Annotated in this window: 20 protein-coding genes; 5 read left to right on the top strand and 15 right to left on the bottom strand. The window is 65.3% G+C overall.

The window, feature by feature from the left end; all coding sequences use genetic code 11:
* The 5 genes from CVM73_RS00280 to CVM73_RS00260 all read right to left on the bottom strand — a co-directional run bounded on the left by CVM73_RS00280 (window position 1) and on the right by CVM73_RS00260 (window position 4,969).
* On the bottom strand, window positions 1-843 hold the full coding sequence (locus CVM73_RS00280; RefSeq protein ID WP_100230379.1) for an ABC transporter ATP-binding protein: 843 nt from the start codon (window positions 841-843) through the stop codon (window positions 1-3).
* Window positions 844-875: 32 nt separating this feature from the next.
* On the bottom strand, window positions 876-1,868 hold the full coding sequence (locus CVM73_RS00275) for an ABC transporter substrate-binding protein (RefSeq protein ID WP_167406529.1): 993 nt from the start codon (window positions 1,866-1,868) through the stop codon (window positions 876-878).
* Between the two features lie 55 nt (window positions 1,869-1,923).
* Window positions 1,924-2,733: an ABC transporter permease gene (locus tag CVM73_RS00270; RefSeq protein WP_100230024.1), complete on the bottom strand. Its 810-nt coding sequence runs from the start codon at window positions 2,731-2,733 to the stop codon at window positions 1,924-1,926.
* 436 nt (window positions 2,734-3,169) lie between these two features.
* Window positions 3,170-3,877 (bottom strand): TetR/AcrR family transcriptional regulator, encoded by a 708-nt coding sequence (locus CVM73_RS00265; protein WP_208639155.1) that lies wholly within the window; start codon window positions 3,875-3,877, stop codon window positions 3,170-3,172.
* A 243-nt stretch (window positions 3,878-4,120) separates the two neighbouring features.
* Window positions 4,121-4,969, bottom strand: a complete 849-nt coding sequence (locus CVM73_RS00260; protein ID WP_100230022.1) for a VOC family protein — start codon at window positions 4,967-4,969, stop codon at window positions 4,121-4,123.
* Window positions 4,970-5,181: 212 nt separating this feature from the next.
* On the opposite strand from CVM73_RS00260, the gene CVM73_RS00255 reads away from it, so the two are divergent.
* The gene (locus CVM73_RS00255; protein ID WP_100230021.1) at window positions 5,182-6,075 is read left to right on the top strand and encodes a sugar kinase; all 894 of its coding nucleotides are present in this window, start codon (window positions 5,182-5,184) and stop codon (window positions 6,073-6,075) included.
* 18 nt (window positions 6,076-6,093) lie between these two features.
* Window positions 6,094-7,002, top strand: a complete 909-nt coding sequence (locus CVM73_RS00250) for a ribokinase (protein ID WP_100230020.1) — start codon at window positions 6,094-6,096, stop codon at window positions 7,000-7,002.
* 349 nt (window positions 7,003-7,351) lie between these two features.
* Here the strand turns inward: CVM73_RS00250 and CVM73_RS00245 are convergent, their stop codons facing one another.
* Window positions 7,352-8,572 (bottom strand): NAD(P)/FAD-dependent oxidoreductase, encoded by a 1,221-nt coding sequence (locus tag CVM73_RS00245; protein WP_100230019.1) that lies wholly within the window; start codon window positions 8,570-8,572, stop codon window positions 7,352-7,354.
* A gap of 227 nt (window positions 8,573-8,799) precedes the next feature.
* Here CVM73_RS00245 and CVM73_RS00240 point away from each other — a divergent pair, with 227 nt between their 5' ends.
* Window positions 8,800-9,594: an enoyl-CoA hydratase/isomerase family protein gene (locus CVM73_RS00240; protein WP_167406528.1), complete on the top strand. Its 795-nt coding sequence runs from the start codon at window positions 8,800-8,802 to the stop codon at window positions 9,592-9,594.
* A gap of 18 nt (window positions 9,595-9,612) precedes the next feature.
* Here CVM73_RS00240 and CVM73_RS00235 read toward each other — a convergent pair whose 3' ends face one another.
* Both CVM73_RS00235 and CVM73_RS00230 read right to left on the bottom strand, forming a co-directional pair.
* On the bottom strand, window positions 9,613-11,325 hold the full coding sequence (locus tag CVM73_RS00235; protein WP_167406566.1) for an IlvD/Edd family dehydratase: 1,713 nt from the start codon (window positions 11,323-11,325) through the stop codon (window positions 9,613-9,615).
* A gap of 104 nt (window positions 11,326-11,429) precedes the next feature.
* Window positions 11,430-12,254, bottom strand: coding sequence for an NAD-dependent epimerase/dehydratase family protein (locus CVM73_RS00230; protein WP_100230016.1), 825 nt, complete (start codon window positions 12,252-12,254; stop codon window positions 11,430-11,432).
* Window positions 12,255-12,345: 91 nt separating this feature from the next.
* Between CVM73_RS00230 and CVM73_RS00225 the strand changes: the two genes are divergently transcribed.
* Window positions 12,346-13,326 (top strand): SMP-30/gluconolactonase/LRE family protein, encoded by a 981-nt coding sequence (locus tag CVM73_RS00225; RefSeq protein ID WP_100230015.1) that lies wholly within the window; start codon window positions 12,346-12,348, stop codon window positions 13,324-13,326.
* Between the two features lie 295 nt (window positions 13,327-13,621).
* On the opposite strand, the gene CVM73_RS00220 is transcribed toward CVM73_RS00225, so the two are convergent.
* Window positions 13,622-15,052 carry an aldehyde dehydrogenase family protein gene (locus tag CVM73_RS00220; RefSeq protein WP_100230014.1) on the bottom strand — a complete coding sequence of 477 codons (1,431 nt, stop codon included), beginning with the start codon at window positions 15,050-15,052 and terminating at the stop codon, window positions 13,622-13,624.
* Between the two features lie 326 nt (window positions 15,053-15,378).
* Window positions 15,379-17,742: a hypothetical protein gene (locus tag CVM73_RS00215; protein ID WP_100230013.1), complete on the bottom strand. Its 2,364-nt coding sequence runs from the start codon at window positions 17,740-17,742 to the stop codon at window positions 15,379-15,381.
* 132 nt (window positions 17,743-17,874) lie between these two features.
* Between CVM73_RS00215 and CVM73_RS00210 the strand changes: the two genes are divergently transcribed.
* Entirely contained in the window at window positions 17,875-18,336 is a 462-nt protein-coding gene (locus CVM73_RS00210) for an Lrp/AsnC family transcriptional regulator (protein WP_027571162.1), read from the top strand.
* Between the two features lie 4 nt (window positions 18,337-18,340).
* Here CVM73_RS00210 and CVM73_RS00205 read toward each other — a convergent pair whose 3' ends face one another.
* The 5 genes from CVM73_RS00205 to CVM73_RS00185 form a co-directional block, all read right to left on the bottom strand.
* Window positions 18,341-19,420: a zinc-binding dehydrogenase gene (locus CVM73_RS00205; RefSeq protein ID WP_100230012.1), complete on the bottom strand. Its 1,080-nt coding sequence runs from the start codon at window positions 19,418-19,420 to the stop codon at window positions 18,341-18,343.
* A 60-nt stretch (window positions 19,421-19,480) separates the two neighbouring features.
* Window positions 19,481-20,422, bottom strand: a complete 942-nt coding sequence (locus tag CVM73_RS00200; RefSeq protein WP_167406565.1) for a DMT family transporter — start codon at window positions 20,420-20,422, stop codon at window positions 19,481-19,483.
* Between the two features lie 187 nt (window positions 20,423-20,609).
* Window positions 20,610-21,449 (bottom strand): aldo/keto reductase, encoded by an 840-nt coding sequence (locus CVM73_RS00195; RefSeq protein WP_100230010.1) that lies wholly within the window; start codon window positions 21,447-21,449, stop codon window positions 20,610-20,612.
* Between the two features lie 8 nt (window positions 21,450-21,457).
* Window positions 21,458-22,354: an SMP-30/gluconolactonase/LRE family protein gene (locus tag CVM73_RS00190; protein ID WP_100230009.1), complete on the bottom strand. Its 897-nt coding sequence runs from the start codon at window positions 22,352-22,354 to the stop codon at window positions 21,458-21,460.
* A 232-nt stretch (window positions 22,355-22,586) separates the two neighbouring features.
* A complete protein-coding gene (locus CVM73_RS00185) occupies window positions 22,587-25,289 on the bottom strand; it encodes a nitrate reductase (RefSeq protein WP_100230008.1) in 2,703 nt (900 codons plus the stop codon).

The raw sequence follows: 25,289 nt of genomic DNA, 5'->3' as shown, positions 1-25,289 counted from the left end.
TCAATCCAACGCACCTTGCGAGAAGAAATGCTTGCGGATGCGCTGCACCAGCTCCGTAAACACCGGATCGGCCATCACGTCGAGCGAGCGTGGGCGCGGCAGCGGCACGTCGTAGATCGCGGCGACCGCGCCGGGACGCTCGGTCATGACGAGGACGCGGTCGGCGAGGAACACGGCTTCCGGAATCGAATGCGTGATCAGCAGCACCGTCTTCCTGGTTTCGCGCTGAATCCGCATCAGTTCGACATTCATGCGCTCGCGCGTCAGCGCGTCCAGCGCGCCAAACGGCTCGTCCATGAGCATGATCTTGGGATCGTGCACCAGCGCGCGGCAGATCGAGGCGCGTTGCTGCATGCCGCCGGAAAGCTGCCAAGGCAGCTTCTTTTCAAACCCTTCGAGCCCGACCAGCTTCAAGAGCGACTTGGCGCGGTCGAGATATTCCTGCCGCGGCAGCCGCTTCATGTCGATCGGCAGCATCACGTTGTTGAGGATGTTGCGCCATGGCAGGAGCAGCGCGTTCTGGAACACGATGCCGACATTGCCGTGCGGCTTCGTCACCTTCTCGCCCTCGACCAGGACCTCGCCCGTCGTCGGCGGCAGCAATCCCGAGATCAGCTTGAGCAGCGTGGACTTGCCGCAGCCGCTTGGGCCGACCACGACGAAGAACTCGCCGTCGTCGATGTGGAAGTCGAGCGGCCGCAGCGACGGCACGTCGCCGTCGCGCGTCCGGTAGGTCTTGGACACGCCGGACAATTTGATGCCCGACGCATCGCCGGCCCGGTCGCTCACCAGTCTCAGATGCGCGGCCGGCTGCACGTCGATTGGCTTGGTCGCGGGATTCATCGCAGCTCTCTCACGCAGCGGATGCTGGTCGCTCACGAGCCGCTCTTCGGCAGATAGTCGTTGGTGTAGAACGCCTTCGGGTTCTCCTTGGCCTTGGCATCGAGACCGCCATATTCGACCAGCAGGTTGACGGTCTCGGTCATGTTCTGGTCGGTGACCTGGAACGGCCGCTTGGTCTTGGTCTCCGCGGTCCGGTAGAGCGGAATGGTCAACTCAAAACCCTGCGTCAGCGTGTCGATCTTGCCGCCCTTGGGGTTGGCATCGAGGATCGCCTGCGCTGCGGCCTTCGGCTCCTTCTCGGCGGCTTCGACCGCCTTGGTCGTCGCAGACATGAAGCGGCGGACCAGATCGGCATTGGCCTTCACATAGTCGGTGTTGGCGATGATGCCCGAGGAGACCATGTTGATGCCGTAGTCGGCGAACTTGATCGGATAGACGTCCTTGCCGGTGGCATCCTTGATCTTCATCGACTGGTCCATGACGTAGCCGAGCAACAGATCAGCCTGGCCGTTGATGACGGCGTTGAGCTTGGTCTGGCCGTCGCCGGCGACGGTCTTGAAGTCGCTCTCCTTCAGGCCGGTCTTCTTCAGGAACAGCGGCCAGATCTGGGTCATGGAGTCCGCCGGCGTGATCGCCACCGTCTTGCGCTTGATGTCTTCGGGCTTTTTGATGTTCTTGTCAGCAAAACCCATGGCGGACATCGGTGAGGTCTGCAGCAGCACGCCGGTCGCAACCACGGGCGCGCCCTTGATCGCGGCGCGCATCATGGTGGGCACGTCGACATAGCCGAAGTCGGCGGTCTTGGCGGCGACGGCCTGCGTGGTCGCAGCCGAGCCACGGCCTTCCTGGATCTCGAGATCGATGCCTTCAGCGGCATAGATGCCCTTGGCCTTGCCGTAATAGAACGGCGCGTGCTCGCCATAGACGTACCAATTCAGCATCAGCACGACCTTGTCGGCTGCCTGCGCCGGCATGGCCGCAAACGCCAGCAACGCTGCTGAGACAGCCCCAATCAACCGCTTCATCGTCACTCTCCCTTGCCGTTGTTGTTTCGGCCGTTGGTGGCCGTTTGTGCTTTGGTTAAGAAGCGAAAATCACGTCCTCGCGCTGGCTGACATGCCAGGGAATGACCAGCTTCTCGATCCGGTCGACGATCCAGAACAGAATCACGCCGAGCAGCGCGAGGATCACCAGCGCCGCGAACATCGTCGGCAGGTCGAACGTGCCGATCGAGCGCTGCATCACGTAGCCGATGCCGGAATTGGACCCCACGAACTCGCCGACGACGGCGCCGACCACCGCGAGCGTCACCGACACTTTGAGACCCGAGAAGATCGCCGGCAGCGCATGCGGCAGGTTCACCGCGCGGAACACCTGGAAGCGGCTGCCTTGCATCGCACGGGCGAGATCGACCATGTCAGGATCGACCGACTTGAAGCCCTGCACCGCCGAGACCACCACCGGGAAGAAGCCGAGCAGGAACGCCGAGATGACCTTGGGAATGATGCCGAAGCCGAACCACACCACGAACAGCGGCGCGATCGCGATCTTCGGCACGGATTGCGAGAACACCAGCAGCGGATAGACGTAGCTCTCCACCGTCTTCGAGCCCGCGATCAGCATCGCGACAGGAATGCCGAACAGCGCCGACAGCAGGAAGCCGCAGACCGTCGCATAGGTTGTCGGCCAGGACTGGCGCAGCAGTTCCGGCCAGTCGGTACGCAGCACCGCGACGACGTCGAGCGGCGACGGGATCTGGTAGGCGGGGATTCTGAACAGCCGGATGGCCAGATCCCAGGCGACGACGATGAAGACCAGGAACAAGAACGGCCGAACCCAGGCCGCATTCAGCATCTTGGACACCGCACCTTGCGGCTTCGGCTCGGCCAATTTTCACTCCCGGCATTTTCTTCGTTGCGGGGAGAAATTAACCCGTTGGATAAATACTGTCCAGAGCTTTCCCTGTGACGTTTTGCGGCGGGTTCCGAGGTTTGGGGTAAGTGTCCGCACTGGCACTTTCATGTCCCGGGCGCGCTGCAGCGCTCTTGCGCTGCTGCGCAGAACCGGGACCCAGCGGCTGTGCACTCCGCGGAAGCATGGGCCCCGGCTCTGCAGCGCATCACTTGCGTGCTGCGCTGCGTCCGGGGCACGAGACTGCCCCACCCTCGGTGTCGTTCCCCGCGAAGGCGGGGAATCCAGTACGCCGCGACGATCGTGATTGATCCGAGACGCTGGTGATTACTGGATTGCCCGCCTTCGCGGGCAAATGACGACGGAGATTGAGGAAGCGGCGGACGCTATATCCACCGGCGCACGGACGACGCCGCTACACCGTCTGCACCACCGCGCCGCGCGACTTCGGCGCCTTGACGATCTCGAGCAGCTCCGCCGAACGCCCGGTCAGCGCGGCCAGCACGAGACCGGACATGTGGGCGAGCCGCTCGTCCTTGGCCTTCTTGTCCAAGAGATCGCGGCCGAAGATCACGCTGAGCGTCGCCGAGTTGGAGAGATAGAAGAAGCTCAGCGCCGCGATCGAGATGTAGAGCTGGACCGGGTCGACCGCGACCTGGAAGTCGCCAGACTCGACGCCGCGCCGCACCACGGTGCGGATCATCTCGACGAAGGGCGAGTGCATCGACTTGACCTTGGTCGATTTCTTCAGGTGCTTGGCGCGCGCGAGGTTCTCGGTCTGCAGCAGCGACAGGAATTCGGGGTTGCGCAGGAAGTAATTCCAGGTGAACTCGATCAGGCGCCGGATAGCCTCGGGCGGATCGAGATGTTCGAGATCGAGCCCGCGCTCCTCGCTGCGGATCTTGTCATAGGCGCCTTCGAGCACGGCGAGATAGAGCTCGTCCTTGTTGCCGACGTGATAGTACAGCATGCGCTTGTTGGCGCCGGCCTTGGCCGCGATGCGGTCGACGCGCGCGCCGGCGAGCCCGTGGGCGGAAAACTCCTGCTTGGCGGCTTCGAGAATGCGCAGCCGCATCCCCTCGGGGTCACGCTGCCATTTCAGAGTTCGCTTTGCCTTTGCCAAACCGGGTGCTCGCTGGGTGCTGTAGGAGGCATGTAACATGCGGGCGGGCGTTTGAGAACGATCTCGTGCCCCGGACGCAGCGCAGCGCTTCCCCGGCGATGCGAAGCATCGTCCGGTTCAGCGATGCGCTGCAGAGCCGGGGCCCATATTGCGGCAATGCTTCGTGTAGCTTCTGTTGGGTCCCGGCTCTGCAGCAGCAGCGCAAGGGCGCTGCAGCGCGTCCGGGACACGAGAGTGGGTCTTTCAATCCGCCGGCTTCGGCGAGCGCTCCAAGAGCACCGTCTGGATCCCGCAGGTGCCATTCCGCACGGTCATGATGCGCGTGCCCGGCTTGCGGCCGTTGCGGACCTCGCTGACGTCGAGGCCGGCAGCGATCAGGCGGGCGCGCGTGGCGTCGATATCGGCGACGCGCCAGCTCAGGCCCCAGAGCCGGTCATGCGCGGCATCGCCGCCCGCCACCGGGCGGCGCACCGCCTCGACGATGAGGTCGCCGCAGCGGAAGAACATCAGCTGGCCCCAGTCCTGGTGGGAGCGGTCGAGCGCGAGGTCCAGCCCGAGCCGCGCGCCATAGAGCGCCGCGGCGCGATCGGAATCCTCCGTGGTGATCACCACGTGGTCGAGTGCGTCGATCGGCGCGATGTCGGTCGCGACCGACTTCGGCCGCTCGTCGGCCAGCTCGAGGAAGAACATGCGCACGCCGCGTGTGAGCTCGGTGGCGGCACGCGTGCGCTTCCAGTGCAGCACGGCGTCGGTGACGGCATCGCTGCTTTCGACCTCCGCGACCGGGTCTGGCCTCAAGGCCACCCGCTCCAGCCGGCGGTGCATCTTGCCGATGTCTGCGACACGAAAGCACAGGCTGGCGAGCACGCCCTCCTGGTCGTCGAGCAGGGCGCGCATACGGTCGGCGGTGACGCTGAAGCCGCTCGGCGCCATCAGCTCGATCGTCACGTTGTCGAGGGTGAACAGCACCCGGTCAGCGCCCTCGCCGGAGTTCTGCCAGGCCGGCGCGCGGGCGAGCAGCGACTGATACGCCGTCTTGGCCGCACCGATATCACTCACCAGAACGACGATGTGATCGAGGCCGGTGATCATCCTGCACCCATTTGATCGACTTGGAACCCACGGACCGAAAGACGGCGCTTGTCCGGGCTTGGCATTGGCCCGACATGGTCGTATTCCGGCACCTTGCTGACCTCAAGCGCTTCGGGCGGCGGTTTTGCGAATAATTTCAGCGTCCCTCTGGAGCGGAACCGGTGCTAGAGTAATTCCGCCGGCCGGAACCACAAGCGCATCACGGACAAGCAATGCAGGCTCTCTTCATCGGACAGACCTATATCGACGTCGTCTTCATCACCGACCACATGCCGACCGGCGACGAAAAGCACGTGGCCTCGGACTACGCGGTCTCCTTCGGCGGCAATGCGGTGACGGCGGCGTTCTGCTGCGCCAAGCTCGGCATCGTGCCGGATCTCATCGCGACCGCAGCCAATGACTGGCTGGGGCGCATGTTCCAGGACATGTGCGCGAAGTACGGCATCTCGCTGCATGGACGCAAGGTCAACCAGTCCTCGCTCTCCTTCATCATGCCCAAGGACGGCAAGCGCGCCATCGTCCGCTGCCGCGACGACCACCACATCCATCCGTTTCCGATGCTCAATCTCGGCGGCTGCCGCGCCCTGCATGTCGACGGCCACCAGCCGGATGCCGCAATCCACTACGCCAAGGTGTGCCGCGAGGCCGGCATCCTGACCTCGCTCGACGGCGGCGGCCTGCGCACCAACACGCACGAGCTACTCGAATTCATCGACGTCGCGATCGTTGCCGAGCGGCTGTGCGAGCAGATGGACCTGACGCCGGAGAAGATGCTCGACTACCTCAAGAGCCGCGGCTGCAAGATCGGCGGCGTCACCATGGGCGAGAAGGGCCTCTTCTGGTACGACGAAACAGGGACGGTGCAGGTGATGCCGGCCATGCCGATCCCGCGCGAGCGCGTGATCGACACCAACGGCGCCGGCGACGTGTTCCACGGCGCCTATGTCTATTCCTATCTCGCCCATCCCGGCAAAAGCTGGCGTGAGCATTTCGATTTTGCCCGCGCCGCCTCGACCTTCAAGATCCAGCGCCTCGGCAACGAGGCCGGTCTGCCGACGCTTGTCGACATCGCCAAGGTCAGGCACGAGTTCGAGGTCAGGGTCTAGCGGTCGCTGAGGTCTCCCATGGGACGCGTCTTCGTCGCCGGAAGCATCAATATGGATGTGGTGGCGATCGCCGATCGCCATCCACGCGTCGGTGAGACCGTCGCGGGCAAGCAGGTGCTGTATTTTCCGGGTGGCAAGGGCGCGAACCAGGCGGTGGCGGCGTCACGGCTCGGCGCGCGGACCACGCTGATCGGACGGCTGGGGAAAGATTCGTTCGGAGGCGAGCTGAAGGCCTTTCTCGGCGAGCAGGGCATCGACCTCGGCTATGTCCAGGAGACGGCGGAGGCGCACACCGGCACGGCCATCATCACGGTGGCGGAGGCCGACAACACCATCGTCGTCATTCCCGGGGCGAACGGGCTGGTTGGCGCTGATGACGTCGAGGTCGTGCCGCTGCTGGCGGGCGACGTCGCCGTCAGTCAGTTCGAGGTTCCGCTGCCGGCCATCGCCGCATTCTTCCACCGCGCCCGTGCCGCCGGGGCCACGACGCTGCTCAACCCCGCGCCGGCACAGGCAATGTCCCGCGAGCTGCTCACGCTCGTCGACATCCTCGTGCTGAACGAAACCGAGCTCGGCTTCCTCGCAGGCAGCGAGCTCTCCGAGAGCGACGAGGCCGCGAGAATCATTGCTGTGGCCCGGCAGCTTCAAGCGCGCGAGGACCAGACCATCTGCGTCACGCTCGGCAGGCGCGGCGTGCTCGCGCTGGCGGGGCGCGAGGAGATCGCCGTGCCCGGCCGTGTGGTGGAGGCGCTCGACACCACCGGCGCCGGCGATTGTTTTGTCGGCGCGCTGGCCGCACAACTGGCCGACGATGTGCCTTTGCGGGCCGCCCTCGCCTTCGCCAACGCCGCCGCCTCCATCAGCGTGCAGCGCATGGGCGCCGGGCCGTCGATGCCAACGGCGAAGGAAGTGGCGGCGATTTTGTAGCGAGACGCTGTCTTCACCTCGCCCGCTTGCGGCAGGGGAATCGCATATGCTTCCCGGCGACGACAGAGCAACGCCTCGTCCTTCGAGACGACCGCTTCGCGGTCTCCTCTCCATGAACCACCTGTCAGACGACGTCTGGCAGGTGGTTCATGGTTCCGTGTGCAGCGCCACTTTCGGAGCTGGGGGCTCAGGATGAGGCTGGACTGCGTCGATGTGCTTTGAAACTGCGGTCGCGCACTCCGCCCTCATCCTGAGGGCCCGCCAATGGCGGGCGTCTCGAAGGATGTGCCGCGGGGAGGCTGCCTCATATGCGATAGCCCTGCCGCGAGCGGGGCGAGGGAGAAGAAACTCACGCCAGCGCGCTCTTCAGGTCAAAACTCTCGTCCGCGGCTTGCTCCGGCGTGATCGAGCGGTCCATGGCCTGCAAGCGGCGGCCGAACATGTGATCGCCGGCGCGGTTGATCGATTCGATACCGAGCAGCTTCTCGCCCTTGTAGCAGAACGCCGAGAACGCCTTCTTGGCAGGGTCTCCGCGCAGCACGACGCGATCGTAGCCGGTCGTCAGCCCTGCGATCTGGAGCTTGTCGTCGCCCTGATCGCTCCAGAACCAGGGATGGCTGTCGTAAGGCTTCTTGTCGCCCGTCAGCCGCGCCGCGAGGCAGCGGGCGTGATCGGTGGCGTTCTGCACCGATTCCAGCCGCAGCGAGCCGCCGAAGCGCGGGCTTGCGAACAACGCGCAATCGCCGATCGCCGAGATGTCAGGATCGGCCGTGGCAAGATATTCGTCGACGATGATGCCGGCCGCGGCCGGAAGCCCAGCCTCGGCCGCGAGCTCGATGTTCGGCAGCACGCCGACCCCGACCACAACGAGGTCGACCGGCAGATGCCGGCCATCGCTCAAGGAAACGCCGGTGACCTTGCCGCCCTCGGCCTCGATCGAGGTGGCCTGCACGCCGAGATGGATGCGGATGCCGGCCTCGCGATGCCGTGCCTGGAAATAGTCCGAGACCTCTGATGTCACCGCCCGCGCCATCACGCGCGGAGCGAGCTCGAGCACGTCGACCTCGAGGCCCTTGATCCGGGCGGTGGAGGCGAATTCGAGGCCGATGAAGCCGGCGCCGATGATCACGGCGCGCTTCTTCGACGGCATGATCCGCCGCAGCGCCTCGCTGTCGTCGAGGATGCGCAAATATTTCACATCGGGCAGATTGGCATTCGGCAAATCAAGCAGCCGGTTGCGCGCGCCCGTCGCCAGCACGAGGTGGCCGTAAGGCAGCGTCTCGCCCGAGGCGAGGAGGACCTTGCGCCCCGCGCGGTCGATCGAGACGGCGCGGCCGTCGATCAGCTCGATCTTCTGGTCCTGGTAAAACTTCTCGGGCCGGAACATCAGGCTCTCCGGCCCGGCCGAGCCCTTGATGTAGGCCTTGGACAACGGCGGCCGCTGATAGGGCAGATGCGCCTCGTCGTTGATCAGGCAGATGCGCTCGGCAAAGCCCGCCTGGCGCAGAGACGCCGCGACCTGGTAGCCGCCATGGCCGGCCCCGACGATGATCACTGGACCGCCGGTCATCGGACAGCCCATTTCCGGAAGACACGAGCGTGACCCATGCCGTCTCCTCTCTCGCTGATTTTGGTTGCTGGCCTTGCGAGGAGCCGGCGCTCGTGTCCGTCCCTTGGCGAAAGCGGCCCCATTTGAGCCTATCGTTCCGCCCGGCGCAAGAGCGGCGGCCGGGGATTGTCACCCCTGCCCTTCTGCGATTTAGTTCGAACCTCGACCTCCTGCCGGAGATTTTCCAAATGACCGCTCCCGTCTCAAAGCCCGATGATCCCGCCCTGCTGCGGATCGAGGGCCCGATCGCGACCATCACGCTGAACCGCCCTGCCGCGTTCAACGCCATCAACCTTGCGATTGCACAGAGGCTCGAACAGCTCGCAGCCTATATCGAAGGCGCGGACGCGATCCGCGTCGTCGTGCTCGAAGGCGAAGGCCGTGCGTTCTGCGCCGGCGGCGATTTGCAGACGATCGGAGCCGCCGCTGAAGCCGGCACGGTGACGCCTGTCGTCGGCGAGCTCTTGAAGCACTATCATGCCTTCATCGAGATCGTCAGGCGCATGCCGAAGATCTCCCTGTCCAGCGTGCACGGCTCGGCCGCCGGCGCCGGCATGGGCCTCGCCTTCGTCACCGACCTCTGCATCGCGGCAGAGGACGCTAAATTCACGCCGGCCTATGCCAAGATCGGGGTGTCGCCGGATGGCGGCTCGACGGTCGGCATCGTCGGCACGGTCGGATCGCGCCGGGCGCTGCAGATCTTTCTCGCCGAGGACAATTTTACCGCGCAGCAGGCCTATGAATGGGGCCTTGTCGCCAAGACCGTTCCCGCAACCGAGCTGAAGGCGGCTACGCGGCAGCTTGCCGAACGGCTGGCGCAGAACCCGCCGGCGGCGATCGCCGGCACCAAGCAGCTGGTCTACCAGGCCGCGACCACGGCGGTGAAGCAGCAGCTGGATGCCGAGGAGCACAAGATCATCATGGCGATGAACACGGAGGCGTTCCGCGCCGCCGTGAAGAAGTTCACCAGCAAGGGGAAGTAGCGGCCACGCGGCGGTGGCTCAGCCCTTCGCGGGCCCCGTCCTCTGCATGAAATCGAAGTCGCAGCCCTCGTCGGCCTGCAGGATGGTCTCGTTGAACAGCCAGGCGTAGCCACGCCTTGCTTCCTCGGGCGCGGCAGCCGGCTTCAAGGCGGCGCGACGCCGTTCCAGCTCGGCAGCGCCGACCAGCAGCTCGATGCTGCGCTTGGCAACGTCGAGGCGGATCATGTCGCCGTTCTGTACCAGCGCCAGCGGCCCGCCAACGGCGGATTCCGGCGTGATGTGCAGCACGATGGTCCCGAACGCGGTGCCGCTCATGCGCGCATCCGAAATGCGCACCATGTCTTTGGTGCCGCCGCGCGCGAGCTTCTTGGGGATCGGCAGATAGCCGGCTTCCGGCATGCCCGGCGCGCCCTTCGGACCGGCATTGCGCAGCACCAGCACGTCGTCGGAGTTCACGTCGAGATCGGGATCGTCGACCCGCAAGGTCATGTCCTCGACGGATTCGAACACGACGGCGCGCCCGGTGTGCTGCAGCAGTTTCGGGCTCGCGGCCGATTGCTTGATGACGGCGCCGCGCGGCGCGAGATTGCCGTGCAGGATGGCGAGGCCGCCTTCCTGCTTGATCGGATTATCGCGCGAACGGATGGCGTCCTGGCCCGGCACGTCCTCCGCATTTGCGACGACGTCCCGCAGCGTCTGGCCCGCGATCGTCTTCGCGTCGAGATCGACGAGATCGCCGAGCTGCGCCAAAAGTTTCGGCACGCCGCCAGCGTGATGGAAATGCTCCATATAGTGCTCGCCGGACGGCTTGAGATCGACCAGCACCGGCACCTCGCGCCCGATCTGGTCGAACGCTTCGAGATCGAGCCGGTGCGGCGAGCGGTGCGCCATCGCGGTCAGATGGATCAGGCCGTTGGTCGAGCCGCCGATCGCCTGGAGCACGACCTGCGCGTTCTTGAACGACGCCGGCGTCAAGAGTTCGCTCGGCTTCGGCCCCTTGGTCTTGGCCATCTCGGCGGCGACCCTGCCGCTCGCCTCGGCGAGGCGAAAGCGCTCGGCATGCGGCGCGGGAATGGTCGCGCTCATCGGCAGCGACAGGCCCATCGCCTCGATCATGCAGGCCATGGTCGAAGCCGTTCCCATCACCATGCAGGTGCCGACCGACGGCGCCAGGCGCCCGTTCACCGCCTCGATCTCGGCATCATCCATGTCACCGGCGCGATATTTCGCCCACAGACGGCGGCAGTCGGTGCAGGCGCCCAGTACCTCGCCCTTGTGATGGCCAACCACCATGGGGCCCACAGGAATGACCACGGTCGGCAGGTCGGCGCTGATCGCCGCCATCACCTGCGCCGGCAGCGTCTTGTCGCAGCCGCCGATCACGATCACCGCATCCATCGGCTGGGCCCGGATCATCTCCTCGGTGTCCATCGCCATCAGGTTGCGCAGATACATCGAGGTCGGATGCGCAAAGCTCTCGGCGATCGAGATGGTCGGGAACACGAACGGCATCGCGCCCGACAGCATCACGCCGCGCTTGGCGGCTTCGATGATCTCAGGGACGTTGCCGTGGCAGGGATTGTAGTCGCTATAGGTGTTGGTGATGCCGACGATCGGGCGCTGCAGCGCGTCGTCGGAATAACCCATCGCCTTGATGAACGCCTTGCGCAGGAACAGCGAGAAGCCGGCATCGCCATAGCTCGTCAAACCCTTGCGCAAGCCACTCGTCATCATGCCACTCCTTCAGTTGCCCGTTGTGGTACAGGCTGCCCTCTGATTGTCGATAACAGCGAGAGAGCACGCCTGCACGGCAGGCGACCCTCCAGCTCTCCCGACTACCGCTTGTTCCAATCGATGATCCGGCTCGGGTCGGCGTCGAACTCCATGCTGCAGAACGTGCCGCCCTGGAAATAATCGCCGACCGGGTCCGGCTTCAGCTTGGCCTGCTCGGCCATCGCGTGCTCGCGGAAATCTTCGGCGCGTCCCGTGGGGCGATAGCCAAATTCGTAGGCGCGATGGTTGTCCCACCAGGCGCGCTCGTTGAAGGACGCGCCGTAGAAGATCTCGAAATGGATGTCGGGATGCTCGAGCCCGATGCGGCAGAGCTGCACGAGGTCGTCGGGCTTGAGCCAGATCGCGAGCCGGCGCTGGTCGAGCGGCATGTCGCCGAAATTGCCGATGCGCAGGCAAGTGACCTTCAGACCGTGCTTGTCGGCGTAGAGCGCGCCGACGGCCTCGCCGAACACCTTGCTGACGCCGTAGCGGCCGTCGGGGCGCGGGGTGACGTCGGTGCCGATCTTGTGGTGGCGCGGGTAGAAGCCGACGGCGTGGTTCGACGAGGCGAACACCACGCGCTTGACGCCCTTGCGGTAGGCGGCCTCGAACAGATTGTAGCCGCCGATGATGTTGGCCTGGAGGATCTGATCCCAGCTGCCTTCGACCGAATAGCCGCCGAAATGGATGATGCCGTCGACACCCTCGCAGATCGCCTCGCATTGCGCGAGATCGGCGAGGTCAGCCGCCTTGAACTTTTCGTTCGCGCCGAGATCGGCCGGCGGCTTGATGTCGGAGAGCAGGAGATCCGGATAGATCGGCGGCAACAGTTTTCGCAGGCTCGTGCCGATTCCGCCCGAAGCTCCCGTCATCAAAATACGCGGCATGTCGTCCCTCGCCTGTGCTGACCGATTTGCGGTCACATGTCTCTAATGATAGCAGGTTTGTCCAGAGGGAACGCAACAAAGAGACCTGCACATGAACGATGCATCGTCCCACTCTCCGGACTTCAGCCAGGGCTGGCGCCCGGCCACCTATTACCCTGATCCCGCGATAAAAGCGCTGGATCCCCGCTTCGAAAAATACTGGCTGAAGCTTTCGGCGGTGGAGCGGCTGGCGACCGGCCTGCGCTGGGCCGAAGGTCCGGTGTGGTTCGGCGACGGGCGTTATCTGCTCTGCAGCGACATTCCGAACCAGCGCATCCTCAAATGGGAGGAAGAAGCTGGCGCGGTCAGCGTGTTCCGCAAACCTTCCAACTTCGCCAACGGCAACACCAGGGATCGCCAGGGCCGGCTGATCACCTGCGAGCACGGCGGCCGCCGCGTGGTGCGTACCGAGTACGACGGCAGCATCACCGTGCTGATGGATCAATTCAAAGGCAAGCGGTTGAACTCGCCGAACGATGTCGTTGTTAAATCGGACGGCTCGATCTGGTTCACCGATCCCACCTTCGGCCTGCTCGGCAATTACGAGGGCTACAAGGCGGAGAGCGAGATCGACCCGAACGTCTACCGGCTCGATCCCGCGACCGGTAAAGCGACCATCGTCGCCGAGGGTGTGCTGGGGCCGAACGGGCTGTGCTTCTCGCCCGACGAGAAGATCCTCTACGTCGTGGAATCGCGGGGCGTGCCGAACCGCAAGATCCTCGCCTATGACGTCTCGCCTGAGGGCACCACGATCTCGAACAAGCGCGTCCACATCGATGCCGGGCCGGGCACGCCCGACGGCATGCGCTGCGACATCGACGGCAACCTCTGGTGCGGCTGGGGCATGGGCGATCCCGAGCTCGACGGCGTCGTGGTGTTCGCGCCCGACGGCGTCATGATCGGCCGCATCGCCCTGCCCGAACGCTGCGCGAACGTCTGCTTCGGCGGCGTCAAGCGCAATCGCCTGTTCATGGCCGCGAGTCAGTCGATCTACGCGTTGTATGTGAACACGCAAGGGGCGTTGGGGGGATAGGCTTCTCGGCTCTTCAGCGCGGCTCGTAGTCCGGATTTCGTGCCCCGGACGCGGCGCAGCGCCCCCGGCGATGCGAAGCATCGTCCGGTGCGGTGCGCTGCAGAGCCGGGGCCCATGCTGCAGCGAGTGTGGAGGCTTGCTGGGTCCCGGCTCTGCGCCGCAACGCTAAGAGGCGTTGCAGCGCGTCCGGGACACGAGAGGAACGAATACCGTCGCCCCGTCATCGTTGCGAGCAGAACAAAAAACGCCGGAGCGGTTGCCCGCTCCGGCGTTTTGCTCGATCATGCGATAAAATTTACGCCGCGTTGAAGCCGGCAACCGCCTTCACTTCGAGGAAATCCTCGAGGCCGTACTTGCCCCACTCGCGGCCGTTGCCCGACTGCTTGTAGCCGCCGAACGGCGCGGTGCGGTCATTCGGCACGCCCTGGAGGTTGACGTTGCCGGCGCGGATCTGGCGCGCGACGCGCTTGGCGTCATCGACCGTCGCGCCCGAGACGTAGCCGGCGAGACCGTAGGGCGTGTCGTTGGCGATCTTGACCGCGTCGGCTTCGTCCTTGGCGCCGAGGATGGTCAGCACCGGTCCGAAGATTTCCTCGCGTGCGATCGTCATCTCGGGGGTGACGTCGGCGAAGATGGTCGGACGAACATAGAAGCCTTTGTTGACGCCCTCGGGCAGGCCGGGGCCGCCAGCGACGAGCGTTGCGCCCTCGTCGATGCCCTTCTTGATCAGCGCCTGGATCTTGTCCCACTGGCCGCGATTGACGACCGGGCCGATGGTGGTGCCTTCGCCGCGGGGATCACCGGCCTTGGTCTTGTCGGCGACCGCCTTCGCGATCGCGGCGACTTCCTTCATCTTCGAGGCCGGCACGATCATGCGCGAGGGCGCGTTGCAGGACTGACCGGAGTTGTTGAACATGTGCATCACGCCGCCGGTCACCGCCTTGGTGAGGTCGGCGCCTTCGAGGATGACGTTCGGCGACTTGCCGCCGAGCTCCTGGCTGACGCGCTTCACGGTGGGCGCTGCGCGCTTGGCCACATCGATGCCGGCGCGGGTCGAGCCGGTGAAGGAGATCATGTCGATGTCGGGGTGCTCGCTCATGGCGGCGCCAACCTCGGGGCCGAGACCGTTGACGAGGTTGAACACGCCCTTGGGCACGCCGGCCTCATGGAGGATTTCCGCGAAGATCAGCGCCGAGGTCGGGGTGAACTCCGACGGCTTCAGGATCATGGTGCAGCCGGCGGCCAGCGCAGGCGCGACCTTGCAGGCGATCTGGTTGAGCGGCCAGTTCCAGGGCGTGATCATGCCGACCACGCCGATCGGCTCGCGCAGCACCATGGCGGTGCCGACCGGCTCCTCGAAATGATAGTTCTTGAGCACGTCGAGCGTGGTCATGAGATGGCCGAGGCCGGCGCCGGCCTGGAGCTTCTCCGCCATCGGCAGCGGCGCGCCCATCTCGTCGGAGACGGCGGCGCCGATCTCCTTGAGACGGCCCTTATAGACCTCGATGATTTTTGTGAGCAGCGCGACGCGCTCCTCGCGGCTGGTCTGCGAGAACGTTGCAAAGGCGCGCTTGGCGGCGGCAACCGCCTTGTCCACGTCGGCCTTGGAGCCCAGCGCAACCTCGTACATCGCCTCTTCCGTCGCCGGATTGACCACGGCGGTGGACTTCTTGACGGCGGGATCGACCCAGGCGCCGTCGATGTAGAATTGCATGCGATTGACCATCGTTAACCTCTTCTTGGGGGCTTGGAGGGGGCGTTTCGGCAGGCATCCTTGCACGAAAGCGCCGGCAGTTGAACCCGCCATATGCGGGGCCAGCGTTGCGGCGGACGCGCGGAATATGGGACGCGATTTGAAGCGAGGCAAGCGGCTCTGGATCCCGGTTCGGCGGCGCGACATACCGGACGGTGCTTCGCACCGCCGGGGCATGTCGCACCTTGTCCGGGACACGAGATAGGAACAAGCGCAAACACGCTCGTGCCCCGGACGCAGCGCAGCGCTACTTCAGCGGTGCGCTGCTGAGCCGGGGCCCATGCGACCGGTTACCTCGACTACACCGCCATCTTCCGATGCAGCACCGGCGCGCCGGTGGTGAGGCTCTCGGCCGCATCGATGATGGCGTTGGCATCGATGCCGTAGTGGCGATAGAGGTCCGCGATGCTGCCGGTCTGGCCGAACTGCTCGACGCCGAGCGCCTCGACGCGATGGCCGCGGACGCTGCCGAGCCAGCCGAGCGCGGAGGGATGACCGTCGATCACGGTGACGATGCCGCAGTCGCGCGGCAGCGGCGCCAACAGCTTTTCGATGTGGCTGAGATGCTGCACGCCACGCCGATCGCGCCGCAATTTTCGCGCAGCAGTCCACCCGGAGTGGAGACGGTCGGCAGAGGTGACCGCGAGCAGGCCGACGTCGCGGCGGCTCTCGCCGATGAAGCCGGTGGCCTCGATGGCTTCGGGCGCAACGGCGCCGGTATAGGCGATCACGACCTCGGCATTCGGGCCCGGCTTGCGCAGCCAATAGGCGCCGTCGGTGATGCCCTGCCTCAGCTCCGGCGTCATGATCCGCTGCGCTTGCTCGATCGAGCGCGTGGAGAGGCGCAAGTAAACGGAACCGCCCTCGCCCGGATCGCGCTGCATGTGATTGAATCCCCAGCCCATGATCACGGCGAGCTCGTCGACGAAGGCCGGCTCGAACGAGGCGAGCCCATCCTGCGCCATGCCGATCAAGGGCGTCGCGATCGACTGGTGCGCGCCGCCTTCGGGCGCGAGCGTGATGCCGGATGGCGTCGCCGCCACCATGAAGCGCGCATCCTGGTAGCAGGCGTAGTTCAGCGCATCGAGGCCGCGCTCGATGAAGGGATCGTAGAGCGTGCCGACCGGCAGCAGCCGCTCGCCGTTGATCTGGTGCGACAGACCGAGCGCCGAGAGCATGATGAACAGGTTCATCTCGGCGATGCCGAGCTCGAGATGCTGGCCCTTGGGCGAGGCATCCCAATTGTAGGTCGAGGGAATTTTCTCGCTGCGGAATAAATCCGCCTTCTCGGCGCGCGCGAACAGGCCGCGCCGGTTCACCCACGGACCGAGATTTGTGGAGACGGTGACGTCGGGCGAGGTCGTGACGATGCGCTTTGCCAATTCGCTGTCGCTGCGCGCGATCTCGTTCAGCACGAGGCCAAAGCCCTGCTGGGTCGACATCTGCGGCGACGACTTGAAGGTAAGCTGCGCGGGCACCTCGACGACCGGAGCCGTCAGCCGGCGACCGTCCTGGTTGAACGGCACACGCGCGAGGAAGGCTTCCAGCTCGGCCGCATCCAGCGTCAGCCCTTCGAACTTGTCCCATTCATGGCCGGGCCGGATGTTCTGGCTGTCGCGGTATTTCTCCATTTGCGCGACCGTCATCAGGCCGGCGTGGTTGTCCTTGTGGCCCTGGAACGGCAGGCCGACACCCTTGATGGTGTAGGCGATGAAGCAGACCGGGCGATCGTGATCGATGGCGTCGAACGCCTCGAGCATGCTCGCCATGTCGTGGCCGCCAAGGTTCGACATCAGCGCCAGCAGCTCCTCGTCGCTGCGCTTGTCGATCAGTTTGGTGATCGGCCCCTGGTCGCCGATCTCGTCATGCAGGTGTTTTCTGAAGGCCGCACCGCCCTGGAAGCACAACGCCGCATAGAGCGCGTTCGGGCAGTTGTCGATCCAGCGCTTGAGCGCCTCGCCGCCCGGCTCGGCGAAGGCCTCGCGCATCAGGCGGCCGTATTTCACGATCACCACGTCCCAGCCGAAATTGCGGAACATGGTCTCGAACTTTTCCCAGAGCCCCTCGCGCACGACGGCATCGAGCGACTGGCGGTTATAGTCGACCACCCACCAGGTGTTGCGCAGGCCGTGCTTCCAGCCCTCCGCGAGCGCCTCGAAGATGTTGCCCTCGTCCATCTCGGCATCGCCGACCAGCGCGATCATCCGCCCTTCGCGGCGGTCCTTCATCCAGCCATGTGCCTTTACGTAGTCCTGCACCAGCGAGGAGAACAGCGTCTGCGCGACGCCGAGGCCGACCGAGCCGGTGGAAAAATCGACGTCGTCGACGTCCTTGGTGCGTGAAGGATAGGACTGCGCGCCCTTGAAGCCGCGAAAATTCTCCAGCTTCTCGCGGCTCTGGCGGCCGAACAGATACTGGATCGCGTGGAACACCGGGCTCGCATGCGGCTTCACCGCGACGCGGTCCTCGGGTCGCAGCACGTGGAAGTACAGCGCGGACATGATGGTGGCGAGCGAGGCGGACGAGGCCTGATGGCCGCCGACCTTGAGGCCGTCCGCGTTGGGGCGGATGTGGTTGGCGTGGTGGATGGTCCAGGACGACAGCCACAGCGCCTTGCGGCCGAGCGCGGTCAGGGTGTCGAGGCGAGCGGGGTCGACGGGCATGGCGATGCTCCGGGAAATATGCACCGATCATACGCCTGCGAGCCGCGTCAAACTTCTCAATTTTTCGCGCCATACCCGCCGATATTGGGATACTTTACCAATGAAGTGCCATAAGATACAGGTTCCATCCCAATGCCCGAGCTCGACGCCATCGACCGCAAGATCCTGAGCCACCTTCAGAACGACAGCCGTCTCACGATGCAGGAGCTCGCCGACAAGGTCGGGCTCTCGGTCTCGCCCTGCCATCGCCGGGTCAAGCTCTTGGAGGAGCGCGGGGTCATCTCGCGCTATGTCGCGACCGTGGACCAGAAGGCGCTGGGGCTGCATGTCAGCGTGTTCATCTCGATCAAGCTGGCGCGGCAGAAGGAGGAGGACCTCAACCGCTTCGCGCGCGCGATCTCGAAATGGGACGAGGTGCTGGAGTGCTATCTGATGACCGGCAACCGCGATTATCTCTTGCGCGTCGTCGCCGCCGACCTCGCCTCCTACGAGACATTCCTGAAGACCAAGCTGACCCGGCTCGACGGCATCGCCTCGATCGAGTCGAGCTTTGCGCTGAGCCAGGTGAAGTATTCGATCGCGCTGCCGGTGTAGCGCCTCACCGCCACGGCTGCACGATGATCTTGGTGTGGGCTTCAGGGTTGGCGAGATCTGTGAAGGCTTGCGCGACGCCGTCGAGGCCAACCTCGGCGGTAACCATGGCAGCAGCATCCACCTGCCCGTCCGCGATCAGGCGCAGTGACGCCGCAAACTCCTCCGGCGTGTAGCCGACCACGTATTGGACGTTGAGCTCCTTCATGATGCCGAGCATCGGCTCGCTTCTGTCGGCCTCCATGCAGACGCCGACCACAACGATCCTGGCATCGCGCGGCGCGCCCTCGAACACCTGCTGAAGCAGGCCGGGCACGCCGACGCATTCGAAGATGATCGCAGGCTTCAGCGCCGGCAGCATGGCCTGGAACGGCGGCCGCGCCGCCTTCTCGGCCTCCGACATCTGCGCGTGCGCGGCCCAGGTCGCGTAAGGCTGCGACACCCTGGGGTCAACGACGACGTCAGCGCCGAGTTGTACGGCGAGCGCGCGCCGCGCCGGCGAATAGTCGGCAGCGATGATCGGATGCAGTCCCCTAAGCTTCAGCGCGGCGATCACTGCGAGCCCGACCGGGCCGCAGCCGATCACGAGCGGCACCTCGCCGCCACGGATATTGGCTTTGGCGCCGGCGTGGACGCCGACCGCCAGCGGCTCGGTGAGCGCGGCGTGCTCCGGCGCAAGACCGTTGGGCACTTCGAGCAACAGCGGCTCGCTCAGCAGCATCGCCTCGGCGTAGCCGCCGATATTGTCGTTGGAGTAACCGATGCCCTCGATGCCCTGCGACGTCACCAGCGCGGGAAGCGAGCAGACGCGGGTGCCCGGCTTCAGCTTGCGCGATGTGCCGGGACCGTAGTCGACGATCTCGCAGCAGAACTCATGGCCGAACACGACGTCGCGGCTGAGATCCATCGGCTTGCGCCCTGTCTTCTTCGCCATCTCCACCATGCGATGGGCATGCTGGCGCGCGTGCAGGTCGGAGCCACAGATGCCGCAGGCGAGCGTCCTGACCAGCACCTGGCCTGGCCCCGGCGTCGGCTCGGCCATCTCGCCAACGATGATCTCGCCGTTCCTGAAAATCGCAGCGCGCATCCGGCTCCTCCCGTATTGCTTGGAGCGTTGATACCACGACGCGGAGTGCGCGAACTTGCGTCAGGCGTTCGGCGAACGCTCTTCCAGCACCAGGAGCTGGGCGCGACGGACGCGCTCGCGATGGGCGATGTAGAGGCCGCTGGCGACGATGAAGGCCGCGCCGATGATGGTCCAGATGCTCGGCACCTCGCCGAAGATGAAGAAGCCGAGAATGCTGACCCACAACAATTGCGAGTAGGAGAACGGCGCCAGCACCGACGCATCGCCGTAGCGATACGCCAGCACGACGATCCACTGGCCCGCGGTCGAGGCGACGCCGATGAAGATGCCGAGTGCGATCGCGGTCCAGGACGGCGTCACCCAGACGAACGGCACGATTGCGGTGAGGATCGCAAGGCCGGTCAGCGAGGAATAGGCCATGGTGGTGACGACGGCCTCGCGGCCGCTCATCATGCGCGTCAGGATCAGCGTGCCGGCCCAGCACGCCGCCGAGACCAACGGAAAGAATGCGGCGGGGTGAAACGCGCTGGTGCCCGGGCGCAGGATGATCAGTACGCCGATGAGGCCGAGCGCGGTCGCGAGCCAGCGGCGCATGCCGACCTTCTCGCCGAGGAACACGATCGAGAGCGCCGTGACGAACAGCGGCGCGACGAAGCCGGTGGCGGATGCCTCCGCGATCGGCAGGAAGCCGAGTCCCGTGATGAAGAACAGCGAGGAGCCGAGCAGTGCCGCCCCGCGCATCACGTGAAGGCCCGGACGCTTGGTCCGCATCGCATAGAGCGGCGAGGCCGGCAGCATCACCGGCGTGAACAGCAGCGTGAAGGTGAGGAAGCGGATCCAGGTGATCTCGATCGAAGGCAGGCTGGTCGAGAGATATTTCGCGGTGACGTCGGAGCAGCCGAGAAACACCGTCGAGAGCAGGATCAGTGCGATGCCCTTGAAGGGATGATCAACGCGCGCAGGCGCGCGGCGAGCCTGCTGCTTCTTCTCCGGCGCGGGCATGGAAATACTGTCGAGCCTTGCGGCTGCGGCGGGCGGCGGTGTCACGGCTGGAACCCGGGCAAAATGCGAATCGAGAACACTCGTAAAAAACGACAAATGCGCCGCGTTCACAACTTCCGAAAACAGGATGCCGTTATGCGCGTCCCGCCGCGCGCGTCAATGCTCCGTTAATAATGCCCGTTGTGCACTACAGCATGGGCAGGCTGCGCGGCTTCGGGCCGCGCGGAAACGCCGCTTCAAGCGCGGCAATTTCGTCTTTCGTCAGCACGAGATCGCCTGCCGCCGCATTTTCGCCGGCATGTTCCGCGGATGAGGCCTTCGGGATCGCGAACACCGTAGTCGCACGGGTCAGGAAGCTCAGCGCGACCTGACGCGGCGTCGCGCGACGCGCTTCCGCGATGCGCGCGAGCACGGCGCCGCCCTTGCTGCTGCTTGCGGGGAAATCATCATGACCAAACGGCGAGTAGGCAACGACGGCGACACCGTGCCGCTCGCACCACGGGATCACCGCATGCTCGATCGCGCGCTCCTTGAGATGATAGAGCACCTGATTGCAGGCGATCCGCCCCTCATCGGCGACTTCGAGAATCTCGTCGAGATCGTCGGCATCGAAATTGGAGACGCCCCAGGATTTGATCTTGCCGGATGTCACCAGTTCCTCGAACGCGGCGACGGTGTCCTCCAGGGGATAGGACCCGCGCCAGTGCAACAGATAACAGTCGAGACGATCGGTCTTCAGTCGCTTCAGCGAGCGCTCGCAGGCGGTGATGGTGCCGCGGCGCGAGGCGTTGCTCGGCAGCACTTTTGACACGAGGAACACCTCATCGCGCCGGCCTGCGATCGCATCCGCAATGACGAGCTCGGCATCGCCGTACATCTCGGCGGTGTCGATGTGGGTCATGCCGAGATCGAGCCCGCGCTGAAGCGCCGCGATCGCGCGCTTGCGGTCGCCGTGGTCGAGATACCAGGTGCCCTGCCCGATGACGGAGACGTTGGCGCCAATCTTGCCGAAGTGGTGCGTGTTCATGTTAGAGCTCACAATCCGCCGATATCCGCCACCAGCACACTGCCGGTCGCGGACTCCGTGATATAGAGCCGATCCCTGTTTTCGCCACCGATCGCGACATTGGTGCAGTTCGGCCCCGCGCACGACTTGATCCGCGCGATCAGTTCCCCGTTCGGCGCAAACACGAAGACATGCCCGAGCGAGGCATGGCCGACGAACAGACGCCCCTTCGCATCCATGGTCATGCCATCAGGGCCGCTGGTGCCGAACAGCGAGCAGAAGCGGCCGACCTTGGACACGCTGCCGTCCTTCATGAACGGCAGCCGCCAGACCGCATTGTCGCGCGTCATCGCGACGAATAGCACGGTCTCGCCGGGATCGAGCACCAGACCATTCGGGCTGATGCCGGTGTCGAGGAGGCAATCCAGCCGGCCGTTCGATGCTAGCCGATAGACCCGCCCGCTTGGATCATGCAGACCAGTCTGGCCCTGGTCGGTGAAATAGATGTCGCCATTGGACGCCAGATGCAGATCGTTGCAGCCGCGGAACGATTCCGAATTGCGCGCGGTCAGAATCGGCTTGATCCGTCCCGCCCCGGCATCGAGCTCCATGATGCCATGCCTATAGTCGGCGACCAGGATGCGGCCGTCGGCTGCGATTTTCAGTCCGTTCGGCCAGCCCTCATATTCGATCAACAGCGACCATTCGCCGTCGGGCGCGATACGGAAGATGCGGCCGAAGGGAATGTCGACGATGTAGAGATTGCCGTCCCTGTCGAAGGATGGCCCCTCGATGAAACTGTCGGTCGGCATGTTCGGCCGGTTGGCATCGGCCCAATCGGTTCGCACGCCCTTGCGGCGAAACCTGTCGGGCATGGCGGAGAACAGCCTGGTCTCGATCAGGCGCGGCGGCGTTTCCAGGTACATCATTGTTGTTATGGGTGTTGAGGAGAGAGAGCGCGGCAACATAGGACACAATCGCGGTCGCGTCGATTGGGCGGCGGGCATGGCTCCCGCCCCCACTGTCATTCCCCGCGAAGGCGGGGAATCCAGTACGCCGCAGCTTCTCGGCGATCCGCAGTCGTCTCGGCGTGCTGGATCGCCCGGTCAAGCGGGGCGATGACAGCGGACTATGCGGCGGCGCCCCAGAGAGCCAGCCTTACCTCGCTCCCGCCACCTTCGCCTGTTTCGCCGGCGCCACTTCCGTCGTCGCAATCAATCGCTTCAGCTCGGGGATGCAGGAGCCGCAATTGGTGCCGGCCTTGAGCTTGGCGCCGATTTCGGCGGCCGTGCGCACGCCTGCCGCGATTGTATCGCAGATGGTGCCGCGGCCGACGCCGAAGCAGGCGCAGACGATCGGGCCGGTCGAGGCCGCGCCTTCGCTGGACTTGCCCGATAGCAGCATGCGGCGCTGATCGTCGGTAACGTGGTCGGCCACGAATAGGCTCTTCACCACCTCCCAATCGCCGGCATCATGTGCGGGGCCAACGAACAGGCAGGTCTCGATTCGATCCCCAACAAACGAAGCCGCGCGAAAAACGCCGCCGCCGAAATCGCGGTACTCGGCAACGTCCTCACCGGCGATGCTCTCGAGCCAGGCCGGCCAGCGAGCGAGATCCGCGTTGTCGGCGAAGAGATAGCCGAAGCCGCCGGCCACCGTGACGCGGGTCCACAACAGGTTCTGCGGAAGCTCGAGCTGCTTGCGCGACAGCGCGAAGCCTCGGAAGACGAATTCATAGGGCGCGATCGCGGCCGGCGTCGCCTTGGATTCCGGTTGCCCCGAGAACGGATCGGTGAAGGACTGCACCAGCGCGCCGACGCGGCCATGCGAGGTGTTCATCGCGCTCCAGTGGATCGGCACGAACAGGGTGCCGCGCTGCTGCCCTTCGCTGACGACAGCCTTCAGGATGCACTGGCCGTAATCGGTGGTGATGCGGGCATAGCCGTCATGGGCGATGCCGTATTTGCCGGCGTCGTCGGGATGGATCTCGACGAACGGCTCGGGCAGATGCGCGCCCAGCCGCTGGCTGAGCCCCGTGCGCGTCATGGTGTGCCACTGGTCGCGAATGCGCCCGGTGTTGAGCCTCAGGGGGCGCGACGGACCGGTCTCGCCGCGCAGCGTCGGCACCTCCGGCGCGACGAAGCGGCCCTTGCCGTCATTGGTGAAGAAGCCGCCTTGCGCGAAGAAGCGCTCGCCAGGCATGCCGCCTTCGCGCGCCGGCCACTGCACCGGCTTCAAACTCTCGAAGGCTTCGTCCGACAGCGAGGTCAGCGCGCCGATGTCGAAATCGCGGCTGCCATTGTTCTCGAAAGAGGAGAGCGCGGCGTGCTCCCGGAAAATATCAGCCGCCGATTTGTAATTAAAACTGTCGCCGAAGCCGAGACGCTTTGCGGTCTCGCTCAGAATCCACCAATCAGGGCGCGCCTCGCCCGGCGCCGGCAGGAACGAGCGCTGGCGCGAGATGCGCCGCTCGGAATTGGTCACCGTGCCCGACTTCTCGCCCCAGGCCAGCGCCGGCAGCAGCACGTGCGGACCGGCCTCGACCGTGTCGTTGGAGAGCACGTTCTCGGAGACGACGAACAGCTCGAGCTTCTTCAGGGCGTCGCGGACCATGTCGGCATCGGGCAGCGACACCGCTGGGTTGGTGCCCATCACCCAGAGCGCCTTGACCTCACCGCGGTTGATCGCCTCGAATAATTGTACCGCCTTCAGCCCCTCATGGGTGGCGATGCGCGGCGCCTTCCAGAACCGCCTGACGCGATCGATGTCGGGCGGCGTGAAACCCATATGGGCGGCGAGCATATTGGCGAGGCCGCCGACCTCGCGGCCGCCCATCGCGTTGGGCTGGCCGGTGAGCGAGAACGGCGAAGCGCCGGGCTTGCCGATGCGGCCCGTGGCGAGATGGCAGTTCAGGATCGCGTTGACCTTGTCGGTGCCCTGCGCCGACTGGTTGACCCCTTGCGAATAGAGCGTGACGACCTTCTCGGTGTCGCGGAACATCTTGAAGAAGGTGGCGACGTCCTGCTCGGAGAGCCCCGTGGCAAGCGCCGTCGCGGGGACGCTGCCGGCGATGCTGCGCGCGCGCGCCAGCGCATCGTCGACACCGCTCGTGTTCTGCGCGATGTAGTCCTGGTCCAGCGCGCCGTTGTCGGCGAGATGGACGAAGAGACCTGAGAACAGCGCAGTATCGGTGCCGGGCTTGAGGCCGAGGAACAGATCGACATCGCTGGCGGTGTCGGTGCGGCGCGGATCGATCACGATCATGCGCGCGCCGCGCTCCCCGCGGTTCTTCAGCATGCGCTGGAACAGCACGGGGTGGCACCAGGCCGCATTCGAACCGACGAAGACGAGCAGATCGGCTTGGTCGAGATCCTCGTAGCAGCCGGGCACGGTGTCGGCGCCGAAGGCGCGGCGGTGGCCGGCAACCGAGGACGACATGCAGAGCCGCGAATTGGTGTCGACGTTCGCCGTGCCGACAAAGCCCTTCATCAGCTTGTTGGCGACGTAATAGTCCTCGGTGAGGAGCTGGCCGGAGAGATAGAAGGCAACCGCATCGGCGCCGTCGCGCGCCACAATGTGCTGCATGCGATGGGCGACGTGATCGAGCGCATCGCTCCAGGCGACACGCTCCAGCACGCCCTTGCAGCGGATCATCGGATAGAGCAGCCGGCTCTCCAGCCCGACGGTCTCGCCGAGCGCCGAGCCCTTGGAGCACAGCCGGCCGAAATTGGCGGGGTGATCGGGGTCGCCCGCGACCGCTGCACCGCCCTTGCCGTCGGGCGTCGCCAGCACGCCGCAACCGACACCGCAATAGGGACAGGTCGTCTTGGTGGTGCGGAGGTTTGGATCGATCGCCGTCAT

It is taken from the genome of Bradyrhizobium forestalis (assembly GCF_002795245.1).
In the GTDB taxonomy this organism is placed as follows: Bacteria; Pseudomonadota; Alphaproteobacteria; order Rhizobiales; family Xanthobacteraceae; genus Bradyrhizobium; species Bradyrhizobium forestalis.
Note: the sequence above shows the minus strand (reverse complement) of the source record. Positions and strands in the feature narration are given on the sequence as shown.